The organism is Endozoicomonas sp. SESOKO4, from assembly GCF_024606275.1.
Genome location: NZ_JAHHPS010000108.1, coordinates 1 through 4,133 on the forward strand (window position 1 = coordinate 1; position 4,133 = coordinate 4,133).

The window sequence follows — 4,133 nt, forward strand, 5'->3', positions numbered from 1 at the left end:
GCACGACTGCATGGATGCAGGAGCTAGAGCAACGCAGGAGCAGTTGCCGCGTAGGACAGTCTCTTCCCGGTCAGCCTTCCGGATCAATAACGCTATAGCTGTTAGCGACGCAGACCCAGACGCTCGATCAGGGAACGGTAACGCTCAACGTCTTTGCCCTTCAGGTAGTTCAGCATATTACGACGCTGGTTTACCATGCGGATCAGCCCACGACGAGAGTGGTGATCCTTGTGGTTTGCCTTGAAGTGACCCTGCAAACCTTCGATGTTTGCAGTCAGCAGAGCAACCTGAACTTCAGGGCTACCGCTGTCGCCTTCACTACGACCGAATTCCTTGATAATTTCTGCTTTCTTTTTAGCAGTCAAAGCCATTGCTTTACACTCCGTTTAATATGCATCAACAAGCAGGTATGACCGTGCATATTTACAGCCAACCATTAAGCCTTGGCAGCACCTGCTGCCAATCAGGTGACGAATTCTAACATCAACCTCCAGCCGGAAGCCAGTCCGTTAAAGCCACCATACTGCAGAAAGATAATCTGTCTTAGTTTCCGGAACTGATCAGTCTCTTGGGTGCAACACGACCGTCTTCGTCAATCTCTCCAATACCCAGGAATCGAAGCACTTCCTGGCCCTCAACCTCTTCCTGACCATAGATACGGACATTACCACTGGTAGGCGCCTGAGGCACCTGAACCGGTTGCCCCTGACTGATGTAATAGCTGCTGGTTGCCCCCAGACGAATCTGAGGCCAGTCACTCACAGAAGTATCCAATGGCAGCAGCAGTTCATCCAGAGCCTTGTGACCACCGCCGTCGCGAATATCTTCGAGCTCTGCCAAAGTGTAGGACTGGTGTTCAGTATATGGGCCTGCCTTCATTCTATGCAGCTCGGCAACATGCCCGAGACACCCCAGAGCTGCACCAATATCTTCAGCCAGAGTACGAACATAAGTGCCCTTGGAGCAATCCACTTCAAGGATCAGCCTGTCACCTTCAAAGTCCAGCAGCTCAAGACGATAGATGGTGATGCGTCGTGACGGACGCTCAACAACAATACCTTGACGAGCCAGCTTGTAAAGCGGTTCACCATTGTGCTTCAGCGCTGAATACATACTGGGAATCTGATCAACCTCACCACGGAAGCGATCAAGGATAGCTTCAACTTCAGAACGGGTAACATTCACCGGACGCTGCTCGACTATCTCGCCTTCACGGTCACCGGTCTCCGTCTGGATACCCAGCTTGACTTCAGTTCTGTAGGACTTATCCGATTCCAGCAGATACTGTGAAAATTTTGTCGCCTCGCCCAGACAGACCGGCAAAACTCCGGTAGCCAGAGGATCAAGACTCCCGGTATGGCCAGCTTTGGCTGCACCATAAAGCCGCTTGACACGTTGCAGAACGTCATTGGAACTGACACCCTTAGGCTTATTCACAACAACAATACCGTCCACCCTGCGGCCACGGCTACGTCTGCGTTTAGACATCAATTACTCCTCAGACTCACCCTGATTATCACTGTCACCAGAACGAGCTTTTGCAATCAACTCACTCATATACGCACCACGCCTCAGACTGTTGTCATAATGAAAACGCAACTGGGGAATGATACGCAACTTGATGGAACGGGCCAGCTCGCTGCGGAGGAAACCGGCAGCACTCTGCATAACCTCCAGGTTCTCATCAACACTTTTCTGGTTGTTGACGCTCTCTTGGTCATCCATGCCCAGAAAAGAAACAAAAACATCGGCAAAGGCCAGATCGCGGGACACTTCTACCGCGCTGACGGTTACCATACCTAAACGAGGGTCTTTCATCTCCAGCTGGATCAGCTGGGCCAATTCTTTCTGAATCTGGTCCGCTACCCGCTGAGTTCGACTGTATTCTTTAGCCATTGGGGATTAAAACCTGCTGATATGAGAAAGCCCGCAGTCTTTGCTGCGGGCTTCTTTCTTTGGCAACCGACCGAGTATGAGCAGATCGGCCGAACCTGATTAAAGAGTACGCTTGACTTCAACAGCCTTGTAAACTTCGATCTTATCGCCTGGCTTCACGTCGTTGTACGACTTGACCGCAATACCACACTCCATACCTTCGCGAACTTCCTGTACGTCATCCTTGAAGCGACGCAAGGATTCCAACTCGCCTTCAAAGATCACCACGTTGTCACGCAGTACACGAATACGGTCGTTTCGGTAAACAATACCTTCAACAACCATACAGCCAGCCACCGCCCCGAACTTCGGTGAACGGAAAACGTCACGTACTTCTGCAGTGCCCACAATCTGCTCACGGGTATCGGATCCCAGCATACCGCCCAGAGCCTTCTTAACATCGTCAATGATGTCATAGATGACACTGTAGTAGCGCAGATCCAGTTCTTCTGCCTCAATCACCTTACGGGCAGAAGCATCAGCACGAACGTTAAAACCAACGATAACGGCATTGGAAGCCATAGCCAGGTTAGCATCGGTTTCAGTGATACCACCTACGCCACCAGAAATAACCTTAACTTGAACTTCGTCGTTACCCTGCTCTTCCAGAGAAGTAGTCAGAGCCTCCAGAGAGCCCCGGACATCTGCCTTCAGAACGATATTAAGGGTCTTCTTCTCTTCAGAGCCCATGCTGGAGAAGATATTTTCCAGTTTGGAAGCCTGCTGACGAGCCAGTTTGACTTCACGGTATTTACCCTGACGGAACAGTGCGATTTCACGAGCCTTGCGCTCATCCTTAACCACAATCAGCTCATCACCAGCATCAGGAGTACCGTCCAGACCCAGAATTTCAACCGGAATGGAAGGGCCTGCATCTTTGATCGCCTTACCGTCTTCGTCCAGCATCGCACGAACACGGCCGTATTGCTGACCTACCAGGATGTTGTCACCCTGCTGCAGGTTGCCGGACTGAACCAGAACTGTTGCGACAGGGCCACGACCTTTATCCAGACGGGATTCAACCACCACGCCTTTAGCTGGACCTTTGTCTGCGGCAGACAGCTCAAGAACTTCAGCCTGAAGAAGTAATGCTTCCAGGAGCTCATCAATTCCCTGCCCGGTCAGAGCTGACACATGAATAAACTGAGTATCACCACCCCACTCCTCAGGAATCACTTCTCTTGCAGCCAGTTCGTTTTTCACACGATCAGGATCTGCAGCTTCCTTGTCGATCTTATTCACAGCAACAACGACTGGAACACCAGCAGCCTTGGCGTGCTGAACCGCTTCTTCGGTCTGAGGCATAACACCATCATCAGCCGCAACCACCAGAATGACGATATCTGTTGCCTTGGCACCACGAGCACGCATGGCGGTAAAGGCCGCGTGCCCGGGAGTATCCAGGAAAGAAACCATACCGCGCGGGGTATCTACGTGGTAAGCACCAATGTGCTGGGTGATACCACCGGCCTCGCCTGCTTGCACACGACTCTTGCGGATGTAGTCCAGCAAAGAGGTCTTACCGTGGTCAACGTGACCCATTACTGTCACAACCGGCGCACGAGGTTTCTCCTCAAAATCGGTTACGCCATCTTCCTGATCTTCAGTCAGAGAGTCTTCAATGCTGTCAGCCTTGACCAGTTTGAAGGTGTGACCCATCTCTTCAACTACGATGGATGCAGTATCCTGGTCAATCACCTGATTGATGGTCACCATGGAACCCATTTTGAACATCGCCTTGATGACGTCAGCAGCCTTGACAGCCATTTTTTGCGCCAGCTCAGCAACAGTGATGGTCTCAGGAATAGAGACTTCGCGTATTACCGGAGCGGTTGGCTTGGTGAAGCCGTGAGCTGCCATGGATTCAGGCGTAATTGTGCGGGCTGCCTTACGGCCGCCACGACGATCATCTTTACGACCTGCGTTGCGTCCGCCACGCTTCTCACCACGACGACCGCGTTCTTCACGGGGCTCATCACGGCGATCTTTGCCTTTGCGGTTACGGCCGCGCTTATCACCTTCCGGAGTCGGCATTGGCGCAGCGGCTGGATCAAAGCTTGGAGCAGACGGGCCATCACGACGAACCGGACGATCACCATCACGACGTGGTGGACGATCACCATGACGAGCCGGACGGTCTCCTTCACGACGTGGCGGACGATCACCATCGCGACGCTGCTGGGGACGATCGCCTTCAC

At 52.4% G+C, this 4,133-nt stretch carries 4 protein-coding genes; all 4 read right to left on the bottom strand.

What is annotated here, in order from left to right; all coding sequences use genetic code 11:
• Positions 1–101 precede the first annotated feature (101 nt).
• Positions 102–371 (bottom strand): 30S ribosomal protein S15, encoded by a 270-nt coding sequence (rpsO, locus tag KDK16_RS01935; protein WP_257254778.1) that lies wholly within the window; start codon positions 369–371, stop codon positions 102–104.
• A 172-nt stretch (positions 372–543) separates the two neighbouring features.
• Positions 544–1,488, bottom strand: a complete 945-nt coding sequence (gene truB / locus KDK16_RS01940) for a tRNA pseudouridine(55) synthase TruB (protein ID WP_257254777.1) — start codon at positions 1,486–1,488, stop codon at positions 544–546.
• A gap of 3 nt (positions 1,489–1,491) precedes the next feature.
• Complete coding sequence (gene rbfA, locus KDK16_RS01945) at positions 1,492–1,896, bottom strand: 30S ribosome-binding factor RbfA (protein ID WP_257274419.1); 405 nt, start codon at positions 1,894–1,896, stop codon at positions 1,492–1,494.
• 99 nt (positions 1,897–1,995) lie between these two features.
• Positions 1,996–4,133 (bottom strand): translation initiation factor IF-2 (gene infB / locus KDK16_RS01950; RefSeq protein ID WP_257274420.1); only part of this gene is annotated, 2,138 nt, incomplete at its 5' end.